This window comes from Vibrio sp. 10N.261.54.E10 (assembly GCF_002877735.2).
Lineage (GTDB): Bacteria > Pseudomonadota > Gammaproteobacteria > Enterobacterales > Vibrionaceae > Vibrio > Vibrio crassostreae_C.
Genome location: NZ_MCXE02000004.1, coordinates 136616 through 158818 on the forward strand (window position 1 = coordinate 136616; position 22203 = coordinate 158818).

The 22203-nt window shown below is 41.6% G+C and carries 19 protein-coding genes and 2 pseudogenes; 10 read left to right on the forward strand and 11 right to left on the reverse strand.

Annotated elements, in window-relative coordinates:
- The 3 genes from mrdA to BCU07_RS22890 all read right to left on the reverse strand — a co-directional run bounded on the left by mrdA (position 1) and on the right by BCU07_RS22890 (position 4635).
- Positions 1–1863 (reverse strand): penicillin-binding protein 2, encoded by a 1863-nt coding sequence (gene mrdA / locus BCU07_RS22880; RefSeq protein ID WP_102258467.1) that lies wholly within the window; start codon positions 1861–1863, stop codon positions 1–3.
- 1041 nt (positions 1864–2904) lie between these two features.
- The gene (locus tag BCU07_RS22885) at positions 2905–3909 is read right to left on the reverse strand and encodes an AbrB family transcriptional regulator (RefSeq protein ID WP_017101219.1); all 1005 of its coding nucleotides are present in this window, start codon (positions 3907–3909) and stop codon (positions 2905–2907) included.
- Between the two features lie 537 nt (positions 3910–4446).
- On the reverse strand, positions 4447–4635 hold the full coding sequence (locus BCU07_RS22890; protein WP_017101218.1) for a hypothetical protein: 189 nt from the start codon (positions 4633–4635) through the stop codon (positions 4447–4449).
- Positions 4636–5410: 775 nt separating this feature from the next.
- On the opposite strand from BCU07_RS22890, the gene BCU07_RS22895 reads away from it, so the two are divergent.
- The 7 genes from BCU07_RS22895 (at position 5411) to BCU07_RS22925 (ending at position 10461) form a co-directional block, all read left to right on the forward strand.
- Complete coding sequence (locus BCU07_RS22895; RefSeq protein WP_229648402.1) at positions 5411–6001, forward strand: phage integrase central domain-containing protein; 591 nt, start codon at positions 5411–5413, stop codon at positions 5999–6001.
- Complete coding sequence (locus BCU07_RS22900; protein ID WP_413286183.1) at positions 5943–6557, forward strand: site-specific integrase; 615 nt, start codon at positions 5943–5945, stop codon at positions 6555–6557. The genes BCU07_RS22895 and BCU07_RS22900 overlap by 59 nt, the downstream gene beginning before the upstream one ends.
- 377 nt (positions 6558–6934) lie before the next feature.
- Positions 6935–7759 (forward strand): phytanoyl-CoA dioxygenase family protein, encoded by an 825-nt coding sequence (locus BCU07_RS22905; RefSeq protein WP_241910052.1) that lies wholly within the window; start codon positions 6935–6937, stop codon positions 7757–7759.
- On the forward strand, positions 7701–7937 hold the full coding sequence (locus tag BCU07_RS22910; RefSeq protein WP_240798339.1) for a phytanoyl-CoA dioxygenase family protein: 237 nt from the start codon (positions 7701–7703) through the stop codon (positions 7935–7937). Before BCU07_RS22905 ends, BCU07_RS22910 begins: the two co-directional genes overlap by 59 nt.
- Positions 7938–7953: 16 nt before the next feature.
- Positions 7954–9279, forward strand: a complete 1326-nt coding sequence (locus BCU07_RS22915; RefSeq protein WP_017102637.1) for a hypothetical protein — start codon at positions 7954–7956, stop codon at positions 9277–9279.
- Positions 9276–9914 carry a LysE family translocator gene (locus BCU07_RS22920; protein WP_017102638.1) on the forward strand — a complete coding sequence of 213 codons (639 nt, stop codon included), beginning with the start codon at positions 9276–9278 and terminating at the stop codon, positions 9912–9914. The genes BCU07_RS22915 and BCU07_RS22920 overlap by 4 nt, the downstream gene beginning before the upstream one ends.
- 130 nt (positions 9915–10044) lie before the next feature.
- Positions 10045–10461 carry a GFA family protein gene (locus BCU07_RS22925; protein WP_017102639.1) on the forward strand — a complete coding sequence of 139 codons (417 nt, stop codon included), beginning with the start codon at positions 10045–10047 and terminating at the stop codon, positions 10459–10461.
- Between the two features lie 354 nt (positions 10462–10815).
- On the opposite strand, the gene BCU07_RS22930 is transcribed toward BCU07_RS22925, so the two are convergent.
- Together BCU07_RS22930 and BCU07_RS22935 are read right to left on the reverse strand one after the other, a co-directional pair.
- Positions 10816–11118 (reverse strand): type II toxin-antitoxin system RelE/ParE family toxin, encoded by a 303-nt coding sequence (locus BCU07_RS22930; protein WP_017100444.1) that lies wholly within the window; start codon positions 11116–11118, stop codon positions 10816–10818.
- A complete protein-coding gene (locus BCU07_RS22935; RefSeq protein WP_017100443.1) occupies positions 11090–11326 on the reverse strand; it encodes a TA system antitoxin ParD family protein in 237 nt (78 codons plus the stop codon). Before BCU07_RS22935 ends, BCU07_RS22930 begins: the two co-directional genes overlap by 29 nt.
- A gap of 471 nt (positions 11327–11797) precedes the next feature.
- Between BCU07_RS22935 and BCU07_RS22940 the strand changes: the two genes are divergently transcribed.
- From BCU07_RS22940 to BCU07_RS22950, 3 genes and pseudogenes are all read left to right on the forward strand, one after another.
- Complete coding sequence (locus tag BCU07_RS22940; RefSeq protein WP_017100441.1) at positions 11798–12340, forward strand: hypothetical protein; 543 nt, start codon at positions 11798–11800, stop codon at positions 12338–12340.
- A 3-nt stretch (positions 12341–12343) separates the two neighbouring features.
- Positions 12344–13651: a YfaP family protein gene (locus BCU07_RS22945; RefSeq protein WP_229648405.1), complete on the forward strand. Its 1308-nt coding sequence runs from the start codon at positions 12344–12346 to the stop codon at positions 13649–13651.
- 803 nt (positions 13652–14454) lie between these two features.
- A pseudogene (locus BCU07_RS22950) lies at positions 14455–14640 on the forward strand (IS6 family transposase); the annotation flags it as partial.
- Positions 14641–14699: 59 nt separating this feature from the next.
- Here BCU07_RS22950 and BCU07_RS22955 read toward each other — a convergent pair.
- From BCU07_RS22955 to BCU07_RS22980, 6 genes and pseudogenes are all read right to left on the reverse strand, one after another.
- The gene (locus tag BCU07_RS22955) at positions 14700–15173 is read right to left on the reverse strand and encodes a GNAT family N-acetyltransferase (protein ID WP_016800590.1); all 474 of its coding nucleotides are present in this window, start codon (positions 15171–15173) and stop codon (positions 14700–14702) included.
- A gap of 1618 nt (positions 15174–16791) precedes the next feature.
- A pseudogene (locus BCU07_RS22960) lies at positions 16792–17049 on the reverse strand (ISNCY family transposase); the annotation flags it as partial.
- Positions 17050–17213: 164 nt separating this feature from the next.
- Positions 17214–17627, reverse strand: a complete 414-nt coding sequence (locus BCU07_RS22965) for an H-NS family nucleoid-associated regulatory protein (protein WP_069592252.1) — start codon at positions 17625–17627, stop codon at positions 17214–17216.
- Between the two features lie 840 nt (positions 17628–18467).
- Positions 18468–19046: a DUF2913 family protein gene (locus tag BCU07_RS22970; RefSeq protein WP_017104238.1), complete on the reverse strand. Its 579-nt coding sequence runs from the start codon at positions 19044–19046 to the stop codon at positions 18468–18470.
- A 258-nt stretch (positions 19047–19304) separates the two neighbouring features.
- Positions 19305–20429, reverse strand: coding sequence for a hypothetical protein (locus BCU07_RS22975; protein ID WP_102428375.1), 1125 nt, complete (start codon positions 20427–20429; stop codon positions 19305–19307).
- A 720-nt stretch (positions 20430–21149) separates the two neighbouring features.
- Positions 21150–21977 (reverse strand): hypothetical protein, encoded by an 828-nt coding sequence (locus BCU07_RS22980; protein WP_102428374.1) that lies wholly within the window; start codon positions 21975–21977, stop codon positions 21150–21152.
- Positions 21978–22203: the final 226 nt, after the last annotated feature.

The following is a 22203-nucleotide window of genomic DNA, read 5'->3' on the forward strand; positions in this document are numbered from 1 at the left end:
TCACTGACTTGGTTCGAGTAACACGTGATCAAAAATCTTCTTAACGATGGGCGCACTATTGAATGAACCGCCACCGGCGTTTTCGAGGATCACCGTCACGACGATTTGCGGATCGTTGTATGGGGCAAAGCCGGTAAACAAGGCCAAATCTCTTAGGTGTTCGGGAATGTTTTCAGCATCGTATTCTTCGTTTTCTGCCAGACCGAAGACCTGACTGGTACCGGATTTCCCGGCGCTCTTGTAGGGAGCGTTTCGAAACACTTTTCTGGAGGTGCCTTTTTTACCGTGGTTCACCAAATACATGCCGTATCTGGCGAGTACCCAGTAGTTTGATGGTACACCTTCGATCGGCGGGAATTCGGTTGGCTCTTTGGCGGTCGACGCGTTGTGACCCGACACACTATCGAGCAACCGGATCGGTTTTTTTCGGCCATCATTGATTAGGATGGAAGTGGCATTGGCGATTTGGATGGGGGTAGTGGTCCAGTAACCCTGTCCAATCCCGATAGGGATGGTATCACCGATGTACCAAGGTTTATTGAAACGACTTCTTTTCCAATCTCTGGTTGGCATATTTGCCGACGTTTCCTCGAATATATCGATCCCGGTACTTTGGCCAAAGCCAAACATCATCATCCAATTGGAGAGTGAGTCAATGCCCATATCGTAGGCGATCTGATAAAAGAAGGTATTGACGGATTGTTCGATAGAGTGAGTCACGTCGACGCTACCATGGCCCCATTTGAGCCAATCGCGAAACGCGCGAGAGTTGCTGTTGGGAACTCGCCACGCGCCAACGCTGCGAATTTTGGTTCTCGGGGTAATGATCCCCTCATTGAGGGCGGCAACGGCAACAAAGGGTTTGATGGTCGAGCCTGGAGAATAGGTACCTAACGTGGCGCGATTGACCAAGGGTCTATCTCTGTCGTTGAGCAAGGCTTTATAGGCGGCCCTGGAGATGCCGCTGACAAAGGCATTGGGGTCATAGCTCGGACTGGACACCATCGCTAAGACGCCATTATCGCGAGGATCGAGCACCACGGCGGCACCTTTTCGACCGCCAAGCAGGTTATGGATGTAGGTTTGAAGCTCAATATCGATATTGAGGGTGATATCTTGACCAGGGATAGGCGGCACGTATTTGAGTACACGTATGACGCGACCACGACTGTTCACTTCGACTTCTTGATAGCCCACTTTGCCATGGAGCATGTCTTCGTAATAGCGTTCAATGCCAATTTTCCCGATGTTTCTGGTGGCTTTATAATTGAGCTCTTTCCCTTCACTGATGAACCTGTTGAGGTCCGACTCGTTCAAGCGTCCTACATAGCCGAGTGAATGGGTCAAAATATCGGCGTAGGGATAATGTCTCTTGAGCATTGCCATGACATCCACGCCGGGAAATTTATAGCGATTGACCGAGAATTTGGCGACTTGTTCGTCATTGAGGTTGTCCAACAGAGGCACGGAACTAAAACGTCGTGCCCGTTTGAGGTTTGTATTAAACCTTTCTTCTTGCTCTTGAGAGATATCGATGATTTCACGGAGTCTCTCAATCGTTTTGGGAATATTCTTTATCTTTTCTGGCACGAGTTCTAAGCTGAACACTGGCACATTCTCTGCTAAAAGGACGCCATTGCGGTCATAAATCAGCCCTCTGGTCGGCGGCAAAGGAATGATTTTGATACGATTAGAATTAGAGCGTGTCTGATAATACTGATGTTTTGTCACCTGCAGGTTATAAATGTTGAGAACCAGCAGCCCGGCCAGAAAGACAATACATACGAAAGCAAACACGGCTCGGTTTTTGAATAAACTGGCTTCCAGTTCATGATCTCGAAGTCTGCTTCTTTTACTCTTCATAATGTTCTTTTATTGTGGTCGAGTTGAATTGGCCACAGAAGTGAGCCTCGATTGATGGGTGCGTAGAACCAATCCCTAAATGGTTGATTCGGCGTATGTAATATCTCTTTTTTCTACTTCGGTTCGCGTCCTTTGGGGAGCGGGTATTGTCGCTCCGAGCATATGAAATACTATGTGGATGTCCATTTCAAGTCTGATTTGGCTTTCTAGGCTAAAACTGACTAAGCACCCCACTGATTATCAAGGAATATGAACGCAAAGCGTACAGCGTTTAATGGTTATTACCCTCAGCCTTCCAAGATGATGATGCGGGGGGCGATTCCCGCAGTACGCTCTAAATCCATAAACCTAGTCGTACTATGACTGATATTTTTAATCACCCACCATTGTTTAAGCAACTTAACGCAGCTCTCACCATGATATGACGTCGAACCCATACATTATGATGTCGTGGTTGCTGGCGATGTTTAGAGATTGCCTATTGAATAGCACAGTCTTTCTATGTGTAAATATTGAGCATACCTTGAGGAGTGATAACCAAAATATATCGTGTAATACCTATATTTTTTCTAATACGTAATGGTCTAAATAGAGTAAATCGCCTAACAAACTTTTGTCCAGAGACGTGTTATGCCGCCATGCATTGGGACTGTGCTCTGGGTGTGCTCTGGGAAAAGATCGCCTTAGTGTTCACTTTTTGGGAGTGGTGTGATTACCGAAGGAGGTTGACGGTCTAAATAGAAATTAGATAGATTTACCGATGATGAATAATGTGTTCAAAGCAAAAAATGATGAGAGGATATTGTACTTCTCAAGCTTTATTGTTTCTGATGTTTTTAGATAGAAGCAGCGTAACTCCGCTCTTCAATACTACAAAGTACAGACTGGATACCGTTGAAGAACGGAAGTTCCAGTTGAATTTCTTTCAATAGGTAAATTAAATGCATTTAAGTGAAAAGAGCTTATTAGGAATGGAAAAAGCAAAAAACCAGTCTTAACTGAGGTTTTTTAATGAAACCAAGCCAACACCAATGTCCCATTTCATAATTGTCTCCGTAAATACTTATAAATATTGAAGCCGAGAGGGATAGAATGAAGCATTATCATGCGAATGATATGACTAAGCATTATTAATGCAGGCTCTAGTCCAAGATAAATGGCAGCGACAGTCATAGACTCCACACTGCCCGGAACCCACGACATCAAGAGTACGATGAACTCCTTATCAATTAGCTTGCTGAATATATATGCAAAAACAACTGTGACTGTAAGACTTAACGTTGTAGCAATAATCCCAGCTCGCGCATAAGAGAAGATATCTACAACGGTTATATCTTTTAGACGAATCCCAATTAATGCCCCTAGAGCGGATGTTGCAATAAAAACAAGCTCTGTCGGGACAAGAAAGTTGTATGACGGTAACTCAGAGTTCACAAACATAGTTGCTAACATCCCAGTCACCATATACGGTGCTGGAGTACCAATTTTATCGAGAAGCAAACCTGAAAAGTAGGCGAGGAAAAGTGGGAGAAGTATCCAAAGGTTGTCTAAGGAAATAGCCGGCCCAGGAACTGGTGAATTGTCCGCTGAGACAAGAAGAGCGGAAGCTATGATTAAGAAAATGAGTCGAACTGTGTGAGTGAAAATCACTTTACTAGAAGGTGAATTGTGATTTTCATTAATGACAAGAACCGCGGCCATCGCTCCCGGGACCGCCCCAAGTAGGCTTTCATATTTTGACCATTTCTCTCGCTTAGAAAGCCAGAGATACGAGGTGAGAACTTGTGCGGACATACAAAGGACGAGTCCCACAAAAAGTAATATCGGATAACCCTTGGAAAGAGTCTGCATAGGGACGATTGAGCCCACTGTGGCACCAAGGATTAACTGTACTCCGGTCAATGTGCTTTTGGGAAGAGCTAGAGTAAACCCTGTTTTTACCGTTAACAAAAGAGCAATCAGGGCACCGAACATTACACCTAGTGGTATCTCGAAATATGTAAATAAGAGCGAGCCAACCAAAGCTATGAATGAGGCTAGATACATGTTTTGGTTTCCCCTTTTTTTAGCTTGAAGGATGACAATAAAGTGGAGATTTGGTTATTAATCATATCTATGTTATTGACTATGTAAAAATCACCACAAGTTATCCGCCCAAGAGCATACAAGCCCATTTGAATATCACCAGTTTCTGACTTAGCAGGCTATCAAGTACCGGATTGCTTCTATCGAGTGAACGTTGTATTCCTGTAGCATTGATGATGAAATCAAAGAAGTACTCCTTTTCTATCTGTCTCTACACAATATTGACCATTGTCTAATCGTTGAGCAAAGTCACTGGCAAGGTAAGATGTATCAGTGCCCGGAATGGAAACCTGATGAGGAAGCTAGTTCCACCCTTGTAGGAGTGGAACTATGGTCGATAATTAAAATGGACAGCTCATATAATCCTGAAGGATTATCTTTTTGGGAGACATTTTGCAGACAGCAGCCTAATTGCCTCTAAAAATCAGTGCGCATGTAGTGCAACTAAACTTTGTGACACAACGAGTAAGACAAGAGTACGAAGAGATATTAATGATGTTAGTGGTCTTTATCATATATACCAATGTCTTTTTTTAAATGGTCAGAAAGGTGTCTCACATCGAGAGATGCATTTTTATTTTTTCCACTTTTAAAATTATACCTTTTAAATTTAATCCGCAGATAGCGTAAATAGTCTCTAAACTTCGATTTTTTTTGAATTGTTTTCACTGACTTTTCATTTTTCATAGCAACGCACTCTTTTTTATAAGAAAAACCATAATTTTAACGACCAAAATTAATTGAAATTAAGTATCTTTAAACCCAGAAGCTTCGTCTTCATGAGAAAGTTGATTTGATACTAATTATGTTTACTTTAGGGACTGCTGCTCCTTTTCTCTTCAGTGAAAATAGTTTTATTTGTCTTTCCATGAAGAATTCCCTTATTGTTTTGTTACTTATTGCCAGAGTAAGTAGATAGTTACTTATTATTTTATAAGTTAACACAAAGGCTAAGAGCTAATTATTTACATTTAATTTATATTCGTTAAGGGTTTATAATGAAAATCAGGATTAGATACTGTTCACGAAATGCCTCCAGTATATAAAAGGATATTTGATTGGTTTGATGCGATGGTGCGTTCTAGAATTTTTTCATTTCTAGCCTGTATTTTTGGGGTGAAAGTGCCCCTGTATAAGAGTAACTTGGCGTTAATGTAAAAACAGTGTGGTCAAATCTACACCCCAACCCCTTCCAATAGGGGCGTTTTTCATCGATAATTTAGCCTCTTAGTGAAAACAAAGACTAATTGGAAAGTGTTCCAAAAATGCCCCTGTATTTTCAATTTTTGACCACACCCTACGCCAGTATTGCCATTCAGTCGAAGGTGAACGTGATCGTGCTGAGTCGTCTTTTGGGGCATGCTGAAGCGGAAACGACGCTAAAGTATGCGCATTTGGGACGTGAGGACGTGTGTCAGGCGGCCTCTCATGTGTCGGGTGTACTCGTTAAGGGGATGCGCTCATGAAGTCACTGTTATTCACTTCTAAAGTGATTCAATCTCTTCATTCAAAAACTCGAACGTATACGGTGTGGGATACCAAAATTCCCGCGTTAGGGGTTAGAGTCTATGCCGATGATCGCCGTTTCTATGTGACTTATCTACCCATTCCCAATAAGACGTTAGCGGCCGTGGGACAATTCACCCTAAAACAAGCCAGACAACACGTGCAAGCTTTACAGTCTTCTTTTTTAGAAAAAGAGACGAAACCGATACGGTTAATTCGCTTTGATGCTTTGGTGAAAGAAGAATGGACGGATAAGGTCTGCAAGGGATGGAAACTGAGTACACAAGGGACAGCGTCGAGCGCCTTAAGAAGGCATTTGTTGCCCGAGTTTGGACGTTTTCCTGTCAGCCGTATTGATTCGTTTCATGTGCATCGTTGGTTTGATGAACTCAGCCAGAATTACGCAGGGGCTGCCAACCGTAATCTTGATGTGCTTCGTTCTATCTTCAAATATGCGGTGAAGCAAGGTTATTGCATGGAAAACCCTTGTGAGGGTCTCAAGCAAAGTCGCAAAAAAAAAGCTCAATCGTTTTTTGAGTTTGGATGAGTTAGCGCGATTGGATAAGGCATTAACTGTGGTCAGCCAGCAAGGTAATCTGGAAGCGTGCTGTTGTCAGGTGCTAAAACTGGTGCTGTTAACGGGGTGTCGAATTTCAGAGGTAACAGGCCTACAATGGTCTTTTGTTAAAGGCAGGGAGTGGCACTTGCCGGACAGCAAAACGGGTGCGAAGGTGGTGTATGTGGGCAAGGAAGCGCAGAAACTCCTTTCAGACATACCAAAGCAAGCATGGACACAGCGTAGCGAATCATACGATGATGTGTTTATGCCTTTGCGTCGTTTTGTGAGTCGGTCGACTAAGGTTAGTATGGTCTGGCAACAGGTGCGAGCCTTAGCCCATATCGAGGATGTTCGCATTCACGATTTGCGTCATACCTTTGCCAGTTATGCGGTGTTAGAGGGGTTCCCTATTCCGATGGTGTCGAAACTGTTGGGTCACACGCGTATTTCATCCACGCTTCGTTATGCTCACGTGGATGATGTGCAAGTATCGCAATCTGCTGAGGCGAAGTTATTAGTGGAATATTATCAGGCCAGCTTGTGAATAACCCTAAAACTCGAAAAGTGAGAGCCTCCAAACCTAAGCCGACGAAATCTCCCCCTAAACGCAGAGGAAGACCTATCAAAGTAATACCGGAACTGACCGAGAAGGAGGTTGAACGGTTTAGATATGAAGTGGATTTTTGGGAATGGTGATTAAAATATCTGTCGGAATAACATAAGTACATCAAATTTTAAGATTAGGTTTTTTGGTGAAGTTTGTGTTTTGGGGAGTCACACTTGGAGTTCTGTGAATAAGTGTACGCGAGAACTAACGCTTTTCTCTAAATATTAATTATTAATTATTAATTTTAGGCCATTCGATAAAGACTGATAGGTTCGACGCTCTTTGTTTAACATCATAGGGTAGGCAGCTAATCAATGGACAAGAGTAAAGGATTGACGAGAGAGCAAATAAGGTCTTTTCGCCGAGATGGTTATTTAGGACCATTACCGAGGTTCGCAAATGTCGAATTAATTCAAGATGTTTTAACGGAAGTTAGGGAGATAGCTCAAAGCCCAGAGCCGCATCCCCTGTATGGTCGTTATTCTGTCAGGGATTGGCATTTAGTATCGACGAAAATTAAAGAGTTGCTCACAGATTCAGCTTTGATCCCAAAGCTACAGTCTCTGATTGGAAACGATTTAGCTCTTTGGCGCTCAAAAATTTTTCACAAGAAATCTGGAGAAAACGGTACAGGTTGGCACCAAGAGTGGGGAGATTTCGATGGTGAAGAAATTGGCAATAATAAGCCTAGTTTAAGGCCTAAACATGAAAGGCGGGATCGTTGGTGGAATTTAACTGTTTGGGTCGCCCTTACTGATGTTGAGCTTGATTGCGCTCCGTTGCGTTTCATTCGTGGTTCACATAAAAAACAATATCCTAAAACCATGGTTCCAATGACAGAATCTGAGTTTTGGCATGATCCATTTATTGACTGTAAAACAATCGAAGATGTTGTCGAAAGGGCGAACAATTACACACTAGTATTGGACGTTGATACCAGTGGGCTTTTTGAAAATTATCAAATTAGTGGGAAATCATTCGAGGATGTTAAAGCCTATGTTCGAGCTGAACTTGCAAAATTACCTGCAAAAAAAAACATTGGGTGTAGACGAGAGCCAAGAAGATATAGTGACGATCCCTATGAAAAAAGGGGAATTTGTTATTTTCACGGAAAGAACCATGCATGGTTCTCTTCCTAATACATCTTATAATGACCGGTTTGGCATTAATTTTAGAGTAACGGCAACGGATACGGAAATTTATCCATTTCGACACTTGGGCGACTTTATTGATGGCTCAAACATAGATATCACAAGACATTCGAGCTTACTGCTCTGTGGTAAGGATCTGTCTAACACACGTAACAGTTATACGTGAGAAGGGAGGTTAGAAAGTGATTATCAGCAAACAAATGCATGACATGAATATTCTGAATGATGCTTCTGCCTTACTTGGGTGTTCGACTTCTAAAGAGCTCTATCAAAAATTAAGAGCTTTAATAGAGCGACACGAGACTGTGAGAGTGAAGACAGGAATAAACCTTGTGGCAGCAGAAGGCCCTATGAGTTTACAAGCTCGGGGACTACTAAGTTGTGACTTGGGGTCTAGAGCCTCAGGCGGTTCTATTGGGCGAAATAACCGCTTTTTTACGGGGCTTGATCAAGCTGATGAAATAGAAGCACTTTGCATAGTATTACTTAAGGAATTATTTGAATGCAATCATGCAGACCCTAGGCTTTTAGGAGGGCTTCATGCTAATACGGTTGTCTATGCAGTTCTCAAAAACCATTTCAACGTATCAGATATGTCCACCCTCAATACATTTTATGGTGGTAACTCAAGTAACCATAGTTTAGGCCCCCCGGGGATCTTGAACTATTCCATTTCAGATCTTCCTGTGGATCCGAATACCCTCGAAATTGACTTAAACGCCTTTGAATACATGGCTAAGTTTAGACACCCGAAATTAGTGAGTTTAGGGGCAGGTCTCAACCTTTTTCCCTTTCCTGTAAAAGAGATAAAAGACATTATTTCTCGTTGGGGAGGGATGTTACTTTTTGATGGCTCACATCAAGCAGGGTTGATTGCTGGTGGAGTTTATCCAAACCCTCTGTCTTTGGGAGCTGATATCTACACTGCATCGACAGGAAAGACGTTTAGTGGTCCTCAGGGAGGAGTAATTTGTTGGAATTCGGAAAAGTTTTCTTCTCCGATTAGCACGACTATATTCCCAAAGCTAACTGGTTCACATCAACTTAATCGAATTGCTGCCCTGACGGTCTCATGCTTAGAATTAAAGGAATATGGCCTTGAATATATGGCTCAAGGGATACTTAATGCTAGGCAACTTGCTAGTAATTTACAGGCGCACGGGTTGGAGGTGCTCTGTTCTGATGAAGGCTTTACTGAAACTCATCAAGTTGTTGTGAAATGGACTCGAGAAGAAGGTGCGCGTTTAGCATGCTACCGTCTAGCTGATGTTGGGGTTTTTGCTAATGCAGTCCCACTTCCTGAAGATAGAGAGTTGTTATCTGGGATACGTTTTGGTGCAACAGAAATTACTCGATTAGGGGTTACACAAAGTCAAATAGTTGTTTTAGCTGAGGTAATCGCAGGCGTTCTACAAGGTAATTACAATTTGAAGGAGGCGCGTAATGTAGTAAGTGAGTTAGCCTCAACATTTTCTGGCTTTAAATATAGCTTGGAGGGTGGACAATGATTTCAATTACAGAACTGTTTACTTACTTATTTGTTACGTTGCTATATGCGTTTATGCCCGGTCCTGCAATGCTTTACAGTATTGCTCAAGCTGTGTCAGGAGGGAAGAAAGTAGGAATTATGGCAGCTTTTGGCCTTCATATAGGAGGTTATTTTCATGTAATTTTAGCTGTATTAGGTTTGTCTTCTGTGCTTTTAGCTAATCCTTCTCTCTATTCTGCCATTCAAAAGCTAGGAGCTCTCTATCTTGTTTGGTTGGGTTTCCAACGTATCTATCTATCAAAAAAATTACGTATTACTTCTTGTGAAAGCAATCTTACCTCTCCTAAAAGAACGTTTATTGATAGTGTCATTGTAGATATTCTGAACCCTAAAGCCGCAATTTTCTATCTTGCTTTTCTCCCACAGTTTGTGAATGAAGCAGGAAGTGTTGCTGTTTGGCTCCAACTGCTTATTTTGGGAGTTGTTACGAATTTATTGTTTAGTAGTGCTGATCTGTTAAGTGTTTTGATGGCGAGTCATCTACAGAAAAAGTTTCAAGCAAGAAGTAACTGGGTTGATTTTTTCTCAAGGTGGTCTGGTAGTATTTTTATACTGTTAGGTGTTATGGCCTTGGTAAACTCCTCGTACAATTAGGGGAAGGGACACACTTCTCGGATTTTTAATTCAAGTTGATTTACGATGTAATGACTTAGGTTAGACGGTAGTGTTACTCGTTACTTAATTCGGAGTTAGCTGCCACTCATGTTGTGAGGAGGAGTGATAAATGGAATATCCACTTATAGGAGCATGTCAGTGCGGGCAAGTGACCTATGACTTGTATGAAAAACCACTAATGGTCTTTGCTTGTCACTGTACAGAGTGCCAAAAACTGTCTACCAGCCCATTTAGCATTACAGCAGTTGTCGATGCCGAGAAAATAGAGTTTTCTGGTCAACTGAAAACTTGGGAACGTTTAGCTGATAGTGGCAATCGTAATTGCGCGATGTTCTGTCCAAATTGTGGAAACAGAATTTACCATTTCAATCCAGATGCACCGCAAACGGTTAAATTAAAGTTAAAACCAACTGATATGTCGGCAGCTGATATTTTCGAACCTCAAGCACATGTTTGGGTTAGTGAAAAACTAGATTGGTACCAAATACCAACTAATGTAAAGGTTTTCCCTGAGCAGCCGGGGTAGCGGTGAGCAAGTGTTTAAGATATTAAAATACTTGTTCTAATCTATTGAGGTTTAGGGAGTTTCATTGCATTAACTTACTTTTGGCCAGAACTTTCATAGGTTGAATCTTTATCTGTGGCACTTTCTAACTCGAAAGTGCCCCATTATTGGCTAGACCTTTTACTCATTCACACCCTGTTCATGGGTTTTTACCATATTAAAACTTATCCACTCTTCTCATACTGTTAATCCCCGTGATGTTTCACGGGGGTAGATTCCACCTTTCTTTCAGCGTTAGCTACCTTAAGTTCTTTTTCAATCAGTTTGTAGGTGTTTGAGGGGTATAAAAAAGCCTCGCGCTTGGCGAGGCTTTGGTTATCTAAATGTTCTGGATGCATCTCGATAAAAGTTTTCATGACTGCCCAACGCCATTAAGGTCAGGACTAACGTCCCGTATTCATCGTAGTTGTACCCAAGCAAGGTGAGCTGCTTGTTCATCTTAAACTTGTGCACCCTAAGAAAAGACAAATCGCCTTTCTTCATCACGCCAATAAAAGGGTTTTCTATAACCTCTTTCACTGCTTTATCTAGATCTTGTTTTTGGTTTTTGTGTAGCTTTTTTACTGTCTTGGCAAATGTCGTAGTTTGCTCAATCTTTGTTACTTTCGCTAAATTCATAAGAGGTCGTATTCCCGTGCTCTAATTCGGCTTTAGCGATGATTGCCTGCAGTACGAACTCGTAGGTTAAGTCAGGGTTATCCTCCATGATCTTGCCTATTTTCGCCCAATGCTCAATTTGCTTGGGGGTCGTTCGATTTAAAGCTGTTCCAATGGTTGCAGCTCTATCTACTAGGCTCTCATCAAGTCTAACGCTTGTAGTAGCCATATGTATTACCTTGGTCATTTGTTTGTTGATGTCAATTGTAGCGCGTTGCATCATATGTGGCAACTTGCAACAAAAGCCCTGCTAGTGGGCTTTTTCACTTCTCATAAGTGACAATGAACTTAACCTCTAAGGTCGTGCTCTTCTGATGGCTCCTCCATACCGGAGATAATGCATCATTTACTAAATTAGAAAAAGCTTCTGTCCAAAGGTGTGCCATGAAACTCGAAAATGCCCCATTAGAAGTTACGACCGATTGATTACTCATTTCAGAAACCTGTGATTTGGCTTACTTTTCCTTATGCAAACCACATCTACTGTATTGATATAAGTGTAACGGACCTAGGTATATTAATGTAACGCCAGTCTCTATAGCGGCAACTTGGTCGGCTCAAGGGTGGTATGGGACTCGTTGCACTTGGCGTTAATCTCTTATATTTTAGTAACTTAACATTTATGATCAAGGAGTAGACAATGAAGTTGAAAATAAGGGAAGCTTTACCAATATGTGCCATCATGTTGCTAACGGCATGTGGTGGTGACTCTGATAGTGCCGATGATGTAAATGCAGCAACACCAATCAATTCACCTACAGATGCTTTAAGTCAGTTAGTTTCGTCAGGAACGTACCCAGACTTAGACACTAGTGATTCGCTTACAGGTTCAGTCACCAATAACGAAGCCATTCGAGACGATATATTGGCATATATTGAAGCGGCTAACTTATCAGCAAGTCAAAAGACACAAGTTAAGAGTATTGCCAGAACTATCCAAGAAGCTGTCCTTGTTGATCATTCTGATATCGATGCAGTCCTCCAAGTTGATGAAGAGTCTACTGTAGCTATCGGTTGCTTGAGTTTAGCTTTTGATAACCCTGCCGATGCACATCAAATTCTAAAAGCGATAGAACATTACACAGCAAACACTCGTGAGCGCGCAGCGGCATATTCAGCGTTCAATGAAGCTCTTGATGGCACTGTGACGCGCCTACCATCTAATATCGATTGCGTGGAATGATGTATGAAAAAAATTATTATAACCGCTTTAGCTGCGTCAATCTCTTTCAATGTAAGTTCTGCAACAGTTTGTGAAGTACCAGGGTATGTCGTTGGCTTTTTTAATGGAGTGTGGAATACAAAAAATGAAGCGAAATTAGCGACATTTGAATTCCAAAAGCAAATTGGAAATGAGTACAATTCAGAGCCTGTAGCATACGAGACTTTTTATAACGTAACTGGTTCATCGGTTAGTGCATCAGCGTTTCAAGATATAGCAGAAGTATTTATTCAGCGAGCGGAAGAAATAGACCCCGATCTCGGCGGTAGATTTGATATCTTTTGGTCAGCAATTACTGGTGGTGGAGCTGATGGTTTCTTAGATAAAGTCTACAATATTGTCAGCGCCCCTAGTGACTTGGTGTTGGGGCTACTTACTGAGCTTTACGACTGGGCATCATCCCAAACAGTTGCACTTGTTAGTCATTTGTTTTCTTCACCGCCAACAGCAAGCGATTACGCTCGTCATAACACGAGGATTCAGACGTTAGGCACACAGGGCGCAAAAATGCTGTTTATCGCCCACTCCCAAGGTAATCTTTTTGCTAATAATGCCTACAACGCAGCATTGGAATTGGATAACCTAGATGAATCTAATCTTGGGGTAGTCCACATTGCACCAGCTTCACCACAACTGAATGGACCTTATACACTAGCCGATCTCGATTTGGTGATAAATGGTTTAAGAGCTGTAGGGACAGTGCCCGATACAAATGTCTCGATACCAGTCAGCCATTTAGAGGTTGATCCATCTGGTCACACTCTCATACAAACCTATTTAAATACTTCTTTACAACCAGCTGGAATGATAAGAAACGATCTCCAATCGGAGCTGGCGTCATTACAAACTCCTGAAGCAATCGCTTCTACAGGGTCGTTCACAGCAACACTCAGTTGGAATGGTCTAGGTGATGTTGATTTGCATACGTTTGAACCCAATGGGATGCAGGTGTACTACCAAAATAGGGTAGGTAACGTTGGTGAGTTAGATGTTGATAACACCAGCGGCTATGGGCCAGAGCATTACTTCGCCACTTGTGACAGAGACAGCCTCGAACTCGGGGTATATAGTATCGGTGTGAATAACTACGCTCGTGCAGAAGGTCGAATTGCAACTGTTCAAATATCGACAGGTAGTATTTCGGATGTTCTAACTAAGTCAGTTACACTTGGGGAAGCTCAAGGTTCATCAGAGAATGCCAACCCATTACACATGATGAATGTTGTGGTTTCTGAAAACGACAGTGGTGGCATTGAAATAGGGGCTTTCTAGTAACCTTAAAGGGCCGTTTACCTATAGTAATATAATCTGATAGCCCTACTAAAACATCATTTGATGTTTTAGTAGGGCATTGCGTTTGGTCTACCAATTTCCGATACATTGTATGATTCGGAGTAGTAAATTTTGTCCGAACGACTTAGTCGCCAATCTGAACGTAACTCGGAAATGTCCAGAGGCTTCATAGACCTGAAGTTTTACTCGTCGTCGCGACTCAAGGCGAGTTCCAATGATATATTTTGTAACTGCAAGCAATTAGCTTTGTCGATAAGAGCTGATAACAAAGAGAGCCAAAGCTGACTAAATTGATTAACCAATAACTTTCAATGTTTTTGGTTATAGTATGTGTAATACAAATCCCAATAATACTTGAGTTATTTCAAATGAAACAAGAAGTACATAGGTTTGAGCTATCAATAAATAGCACTATCTCTGAAGTCTATGGCCACTTTACTAAGGCAAATAGTGACCAAAGCCTCGATAGAATGTTTGAAGGTCTTCAAAAAAAACTCAGGAAAATTACCTGCTCAGTGAGAGAGAGGGAGTGTACTCTCATTAATGTGTACATTGCATACGGCAGAAGACAAGAGGACTTTGATGGTAGAGGGAAGACTTGTAATTCTTTTCCTACAAGGAGAATCGAAAGTATAATGAACACCCATTCTAACCTTTCGCCAGAAGACCTGCTAGGTGAGGCTTTACGATCTTTAGAGCACTGAGCTGGAACTTTAACGTTTTCTAGATTAGCGCATGATAGCTGAAAATATGAGCAAAAAAATTAAGAGTAATTACACCATGACAATGCGATAGAGTCAGACCATGCTCTAATCAAAAAGCTCATCGAAGCGATTCAAGGTCTTTAAAGGTTACGGATATTGAACAAGAGTCAATTTGATTTTTGGTTAAGCCGTGACCGGGCAGAGGTGAGAGTGCACGAGGGATCAGCGTTTTTGAATGAACTCTTCAATACATTTACAGTTTAAGTATAAAATGAGGCGGCCAAATAGCCGTCCCAGACACACCATCTGACTTGTTTATTCACTCATTCCTTTAAGCCAAAAATTAATTCAATTTCATCATCAAGTCTTCTGCCCGTTGGTATAAAACCAAGTTTTTGATAAATAGAGAGCGCATTGCCTTTTTCTTTATCCATCGTGGTCAGGGAGACGCCTTTTAAACCGATAATGGAAGCGTATTTCTTACTGAAGTTAATCGCTTGACTCCCCAATCCCTTTCCTTGGAAACGATGGTCAATCATGACGCGCCATACATATAAATGCTCCTTTTGAAAGTGTTCATCGTGTGTGTCCAGTATTCTAGGGTCAATCAGAGAGATCAGGCCCGCAGGTTTATCGTTTAAGTAAATACCATAGTTGATACTATCGTCGTTAAAACTGGCTTCTGCAAGCCACTCTGCGTTGTTAGCAATGAGTTGTTTTTGAGACTCTTCCACTGAGAGCGCAATAATGTCATCGATAATGGTATTGTTTATTTTTAAAAAGCTAATTTTATTCATGCTTATTTACCTTGGGTAGGTATTTCATTAAAAGTAACTGGCCAATGTAAGGATCTTGATAAGCTAATCTTGAGTTATCAAAATGGTAATGCCGCTTTTGTTCCTGTCATTTAACATAGGCTCTTCAACTATCTTATAGATCTCTTTATCTGGCGCATGCTAGAACTCGCCAATCGTTTTTCATTAAGGTATATAGTCACAGTAGAGTATGCTTTCTCAAACAATGAGGATGGAAGTTCTTGTTTCCTATTTTGTCTGCACCCATGACAGAAATATGAGTTCCAAGCGTTGCCCACGATGATTAAAAAAAAGGGTCCGTACAGTATTTTTGCAACAGTCCCGTTACAAGAACCAAAACAAAATCCCTGCTAGAGTGCTTACTAGTGTAATGAAAGAGAGCTTTAACGTGTTCTAAGCCAGTTACATGTTGTATGTCACTTATCAACTAAAATGGTGGCTCTTCTCTTACCGCCTTTGCACTCAACAGTGACGTTCACTCCATTGACGAGTGCTTTCTCATTATTCGCTCTGGCTCTCACATCGAGTTCAAATTTGGACAACGAGTTCGGTAAGCGCAAAAGAAAGAGTGCTGGTTACCCTTTTGCTTTGGTACAGGCCAAATCTTGATGTTATCGAAGATGGCCAATCGCAGTGCTAAAATAGACAAAACTCTGGAATATTGCAGCTAATGTTATCGAAAGCTATTCTGCACTATTTTTGTAGTTTGCGTAATTGGTGTAGCCAAACTCAACACCAATGATACGAACCGCCATATAAGTTTTAGCCCAGACCATTTGACGTATTATTCCGGAATCTTTTGTCTCTTACAGTATGACTTTGTAAGTAAAATCATTACATAATGAAAGCGTATTCACTAGGTTGCTAGTTCAAACCTTGATGCTTTGGTTTTTCTAATAGCGATAAGATGTCGCTCCTAATGAATTGATAGCAGAGTAGTTTCTTACGTCTAAAGCGGGACTTGATTGGATGAACCAACGATAAATATAGGACGATTCACAATAATGCCGTGCTTGGCCGACATATCACTCAGATTGACATTACTCATGGGCGTTGATTAAGCGACTTTCCATACTTGTTAGAAGAATATTTATTACTTCTAAATCGTAGTCAATACAATGTTTCTAAAAATGACGTACTCTCTTACCTTTATCGTTTGGGTATAAAGAGAGTCGATTTAAAAGTGGGCAGTAAAACGTTGAATATTTTATAAAACTTTGACCAGAACGTTATATAAGGGCTTCAAGGAAGGTAATAACCTTAGTCTTTCGGTCTTTTTTATGACGTTGTCACAATGAAAGTTGGGTGAGGCGATAATTCCCCTCACTCAATTAGTACCTGAATATGATAACAATAAGGCCGATGGGTAGGAAAAGTCTAAAAGTTTCGTACAACGTCATACCATCCGGATGAAGGTGGACGTTAAGTGGGAAGGTGATGAAAGGGTTCCACATGACTCCGCGTTTAATCGAAGAAGGGACCTGTCGTATGACAAAAGAAAGTGCCCGCGCCGTTTTTTTTTCTTATCCTTATTTTTTATTGATTTAACTATTTATCTCCCCACGCGCAGTCCTTTATTGATGGCCATTTACTTGCTCGGCTAATGAGAAAGTTGTGCTAGTTCGTCTTTATTCAATCCTGTGACATCCATAATGGCTTCCTGATCTAGACCATTAAGCATCATCTTGTGCGCCATCTCCTTGAGGGCTTCTTGGCGACCTTCTTGGCGACCTTCTTGACGTCCTTCTTGGCGGCCACGTTGCTCGCCTTGTTGGCGCAATTGTTCTGCAATAGTCATAAGTGTTTTCTCGTGTTTCGGTACTGATGAGGCCAGTGACGTAATTAACGCCTCTAGGTTGATTTCTGTTCACGCATTCATTTTAAGATTGGCCAATGGGAGAGATATTTAAAGTGAGCTGACTGCCCTATAGAAACTAACCTAAACAAGGGCTCTGTTAGTTTCTATATGAATTCTGGGCCTCTTAATTGAGGGGGGTGTAGTGAGGGTTTTGAAAGAAGCGACTATTTCGCGATCAAGAAATCCTCAATTGATTTTCCAGCATCAAGCTGTTCTTGAATTATGGAAGGGGTGCGACCTTGACCGGTCCAGGTTTTTTCTATGCCGTTCCCGTCTGTGTAACTATATTTAGCAAGGCGAGGCTTACGTTTACCTTTTATTTTATTCTTTGATTGACCTGCTAGAGCTTCTATAAGAGCTTCAATATTAACACCATCGACCTTGATTTGCTTTGCGATTTCAGCGACTTTGGATTCTTGTTCAGCACGAGCTTCGCGCTCTACTTCTTCGCTCTCTTGGCGTTCAAGAAAGACGGTCGTTAACTTATTCAGTGCTTCTTCAAGTTCCTCAAGTGTTAATTCACGAGAGAACGCACGAAGCGAGCGGATATTAAGTAAAGTTTTTATCATTTCGGTCATGTTGAGTCCATTTACATTTAAATTGAGATAATATTACAAATCAATAAGATACACAAAAATTGTCGAAACACGTTTTCTCCAAAAATAGCGTTGTGAATATTCCCTCTTAGGCATATTTTTCTAAATATCAATGAGTTATTGCCTATCTTCATCCGAGAATGATGCTTTTTTAGGGTAAATAGTTCGAGCGTCGCTAAAGCTTATGGATTTAAAGTGGCTGTACTGAATATCTTTGATTAATTTAGTGTTCAAACTTTCATGAGTAAACGCACAGTAAATATGCAAGTTATTGATGGCTATAGAGGATAGAGCACTCTCAAGTTGAGTTTCAGTAACCATGTAGAGCAAAGGGGGTATTTCGGAACATCTCATATAACCATCAGCCTCGTCATAGCATGTTGATTATTGCATGTGTCTGCATAAAGAAAAGTATGAATAGTCCTAAACTCTTATTGTGTCTCTGCATTGAAAACTGGCGTCCGTAAGGTTTGGGTGAAATTTTCACCTACCACTAGGATGGAAGGCTCCGTGTCACAAGGTGAGTATCGCAGTATATTATACTAGACCTAAATCCGGATTTAGGTGGAAAAATGAAGAAGAGAATTGGACCCTATGCGCAAACCTAGCCTAGCTAATGCCAATTTTAAAAGGTTCATGCGTAAGCCAGAGTTGCGTATTGAAAAGCTCTCTCTTTATGACCTATTTGGTCAGACTGGCTTTGGGTGCGTTGTCATATGGGAAAGCTTTCAGTCAAGGTTGAAGATGGGTATTTAGTCGGACATTGTCTACCCAAGGTAAAACCGAGAAATAGAAAGGCACTATTCAATCGTATAATCGTTATCACTCTCGGTGCAATAAAAGGTGAATGACTTCATCTTTCTCTTCAGAGTCAACTTCAACGCGATAAAAGCCTTTGGCTTTTAGCGCTTCAATTAACGCTTCCAACCGATGGGTTTTCACCGTCATAGCCAGGGGTTTTATCTGGTTATTGTCTTCATCAAACCCTTGCTCTATGCTTTTTTCTTTCATGTAAAGAGTATCTCGTTCCATTTCTTTTGTGGGGTCTTCCAACATAGTTGGAAACTGATGCTGCTCAAATAATTCCGTTAACATGATATAGAGTTCATCAGCCTGTGAGAACTTGGCTTGATACCCGAGATTCAGTTGATTTACCTCCCACATTTTTTGTTCGAGGTTGCCTGTTACACTTCGGCCAATACTGAGCATGGTTTTGAGTTCATTTTTACATGTCGAGAACTGAGGCCGTTTTACTTTTGGTTTGATGAATTTTACCAACAGTTCATTTCTTATTTTCGTTGTCCAATATCCACCTTGTTGACTCATGGTTAAATACAGTGCGAGAAGCGCATTCGTCACGATCTCATCAAGGGCTTGATAGTGCTTAAGGTTTCGACTCATGAATTTATTCTTTCTCTTTAATTGAAGCTTCCTAGCTGTTTTTCACGATTTTAAATTGAGTGCGTAATCAGCGTGTATTAAGGCTTAAATAATAAGGCGCATTCAAAAATTAACGGGAAACGCGAACATATACCTGCTCAAACTTTAATGGCACCGCTCGTCGCAATCCCGTAGCTGGCGAAGCCAGTCGAAGGGTGAGCAAGCGGTATTTCGAACCTCTTAAACCACCATGATTAAGCCTCTTTTCTAGACACAGAATCAATAGAAGGTAAGAGATCCTAAATATTTTTTTAATTGATTGATACTGTTAACTTTTCTTATTCTTTTTTCAAGCGAGACTATCGAATCATCAATCATTTTAAGATACTTTTCCATTTTGGCTTGCGTCTTCTTCTTGCTTGGTGCTGAGAATTGTCTCCAGACTTGAGACTTAACTCCTTGTTGGCTAAAGATGTCACGGTGGGCCCGATTTAAATCCAGGAGCTTCATTTCGAGCAAATGCTCCATTCTCACTAAAGTTGTTTCATCAAGAAGGTGCTCAGAATCGGGGACATATTCTGTCAGCATTCGGACTAAGGTCATCACATCATTCTCTCGTTTGGCCACCGCCAGTTTCTGCATTAAACGATGTTTCTCTTCTTTCTTTAACGGGTCAGACTCTTTATCTGGATGGATAACACTCGCAATGCGTTTGTACATTTTGTTGAGTTGAGTACCTCGGAACATTTCTTTGATGTTAAGCGCGTCGTCGTCTTCACTCTCAAAATAATCGAATTCAAAATCGTCCCAATCGTCCTCATTTTGGGCTCGTGGTGAAAATGAGTCGTTATTATGTTTAACAAAAGAGGCCCATAAGGCACTGATAAAAGCTTCAATGGCGAATGGATCACCAGAAGCCAGAATTTCACGGATTTTTTTGTGGGGTAAATCAATATCAGCGCCGAACATCTCCTTCATGCCGTTTTCAAATTCTCGACAAGCTGCATTGAGCGCTTGCTGTTTCTCTTTCTGAAATACTTTATTATGATAGGTTTCATACTCTTCGCATAACGCCTCGACTTTGTCTCTATCATTGATAAAAGGGCGATCAAGCAAGTCAATTAACTCCTGTTCAATCGCTTGCATCAAGCGATTGCGGATATTGGTTTTGAGTTTTTTTGAGGTCAAAAATGACATCAAGTGCTTAACCCAGGCACAGTGAAGATGGTCGAGCTTTTTATCATAGGGAGTCAGTTTATCTTTGTATTCAGAAAAAAGCTGATTGACCTTGATCTCGGCCTTTTGATTACGCCGTTCATTTTTTTCAATCTTCCTCCAGAGCTCAGATAAATAATCCGACTGAGAATGTGGAACGTTGTTTGAGTGAAAAATAGGAAGTGTCATATCCGTCCTTTTCTCTTCTAGTAACCCATGTGTTTTTCTAGGCTAACAGCGTAAGAAGAGAAACACCTCGAAGTAATACTAATTTATGTTCCTTGAGTTTGAATTACCCTCTGACGCTGATAAATCGAAACGCTAATCTTAGTATTCAAGGGGCCATTCATTTTGTAAAGCAGTAAGCTTAAGCGGCTGAATAAGAACCGTGACCATTTAATGAAATTAAGAAGAAAGCCTCTCACAGCGCCATACTGCTCTTTTTAGGCTGCAATATTGACAGCACTAAAAACCCTCGCCCTGCTAAGCCATACCATCCGGATGAAGGTGGACGTTAAGTAAGGAGATGATGAAAGGGAGCCACCTGACTCAGCGTTTAATCGAAGAAGGTCCCTGTCGTATGACAAAAGAAGGTTGCCGCGCCGTTTTTTTTGCTTGTCCTTAAGTATTTATTTTTCTATTGATTTAATTATTTATCTTTATACGTAGTGTTCATAAGCGCAGCCCCTTATTGATGGCCATTGTAGCGGTCTTTTTTATCCTTCCTTTCTTGCACGGCCTTTCTTATAAAAAACCGTGAATAGAGAAATCCCTTCCGAATGAGACTGCGTGCGCAAGATAACCCTGAATAACCTGTTGGGAGAAACCAGAAAAATGAGAGATAGAGCAGGGTAGGCTAAGGTTCAGACGTGCTGATCCCTCCGCCTTCGCGGAGACGAACGTGTCTTTTTAATTAGGGGCCAGGTCCGGTTGATACTCACTAAAGAAGGCTGAGGTTGATTGCGCATAGGTGTTTAACGTTGACGCATTGAAGATCTCTTGTATCCCTGACGCTATCTTACGGAAAGAGAGCCATTGAAAGCTCAGTCCTTTCTTTGTCTGGCGTTCCCGTGTTGCGAGGATCAATTCGCTGATGTTGGTGTAACGCACGACTTTTAAGTCATTAAAGAAGCGAGGTGTAAACTGTTTGTACGCGGGTGCACTGCGTATCGTCCCTTCGTCTTGGTCGACACACACATTGATCCGCTCACTGTGAAAATAGCTGGCACGCTTTAGATACTTCACCGCTTTAGCAAAGGACTTCGGCGAAATAAACTCTCCAAAGCGCAACGCATAATCTTCTTGAAGCTGGTCGTAGCTGATGGTTTTCAATCCCGCTTCGGTGGGCAAACCGATGCGCCCGCCAATGAGGTCTGTGTTCGGCAGAGTGCACGCTAATACTTTCGCAATTAAGGTGCGACATTGGACATTATTCACCGCTTCACCGCCCCATGCATTGAGTGACGGGAAACGATTGGGGTTGGTAATAAATTCTTCACACCCTTTTAAGATCCGCGCGTATTCTGGCGGCAGGGTTTCTACCTTACCGCTTCGGAGCAACCGGCGAGACTTAAATCCGATCTCAAAAGGCGTCTTAGGGTTCCGCGCGTTCTCTTCTTCAATGACGCGTTGATACAATTCAATCAAATCCAGTTTGCGAGCCTTACGCTTACAGCGATACTGCGCATCGTAACTCGATTTATCGAACGGGGGAGGGGAGGAGCTAAACGTTTTCATAAGACTCACCGTCCACGTTTAAAACACACCTCGCTTCATCCTGAGGGACAAAAAAGGCGGTGTTAGGCAGAAAGTGGATTCTCCTGAGCGTTAGCCCAAGCCAAGGCTGAGTCAAATGCGTCATATTTTGAAGTCCAAGAGGTTTTTGGGGTGTTTGGATTGGCCGTCCAAACGGTGAAATTTCAACCTATCTCAACCGGGAAAAGAAATCAAATGCCGGTTTTTT